Genomic DNA, 1,143 nt, shown 5'->3' with positions numbered 1-1,143 from the left:
GTCTCCCGTGAAGGAGACAGAGCGGTGTATTCAGTTTCGATTCCCGATCGTCTGTCGGGAACCACAAAGTGGACGCGAGCCCGTGCAACAAGTGCACGGAAATCAGTGTGTTATCAAGTCTTCGGCTTATTAGTACCGGTCAGCTCCACGGGTCGTTAGTCCCCGCTTCCACATCCGGCCTATCAACCCAGTAGTCTGCTGGGAGCCTCTCACACTCAAGGTGCATGGAAATCTCATCTCGAAGACGGCTTCCCGCTTAGATGCTTTCAGCGGTTATCCGGTCCGAACGTAGCTAATCAGCGGTGCCCTTGGCAGAACAACTGACACACCAGAGGTTCGTCCATCCCGGTCCTCTCGTACTAGGGATAGATCTTCTCAAATTTCCAACGCGCGCAGCGGATAGGGACCGAACTGTCTCACGACGTTCTAAACCCAGCTCGCGTACCGCTTTAATGGGCGAACAGCCCAACCCTTGGGACCTACTCCAGCCCCAGGATGCGACGAGCCGACATCGAGGTGCCAAACCATGCCGTCGATATGGACTCTTGGGCAAGATCAGCCTGTTATCCCCGAGGTACCTTTTATCCGTTGAGCGACAGCGCTTCCACAAGCCACTGCCGGATCACTAGTCCCGACTTTCGTCCCTGCTCGACCTGTCAGTCTCACAGTCAAGCTCCCTTGTGCACTTACACTCGCCACCTGATTGCCAACCAGGTTGAGGGAACCTTTGGGCGCCTCCGTTACTCTTTGGGAGGCAACCGCCCCAGTTAAACTACCCATCAGGCACTGTCCATGAACCCGATCAGGGTCCTACGTTAGACATCCAAAGTGACCAGAGTGGTATTTCAACAATGACTCCACGAACACTAGCGTGCCCGCTTCACAGTCTCCCACCTATCCTACACAAGCCACTCCGAACACCAATACCAAACTGTAGTAAAGGTCACGGGGTCTTTCCGTCCTGCTGCGCGTAACGAGCATCTTTACTCGTAGTGCAATTTCGCCGAGTTCGCGGTTGAGACAGCTGGGAAGTCGTTACGCCATTCGTGCAGGTCGGAACTTACCCGACAAGGAATTTCGCTACCTTAGGATGGTTATAGTTACCACCGCCGTTTACTGGGGCTTAAATTCAGAGCTTCGCCC

General features: G+C 54.4%; 1 rRNA gene (running past one end of the window). It reads right to left on the bottom strand.

Going from position 1 to position 1,143, the window contains the following annotated elements:
* Positions 1–109 precede the first annotated feature (109 nt).
* Positions 110–1,143 (bottom strand): 23S ribosomal RNA (locus HQQ79_RS18445) (it continues 2,193 nt past the right edge of the window).

The sequence above is a fragment of the Curtobacterium sp. VKM Ac-2852 genome, assembly GCF_013205045.1.
GTDB lineage: Bacteria > Actinomycetota > Actinomycetes > Actinomycetales > Microbacteriaceae > Curtobacterium > Curtobacterium flaccumfaciens.
Note: the sequence above shows the minus strand (reverse complement) of the source record. Positions and strands in the feature narration are given on the sequence as shown.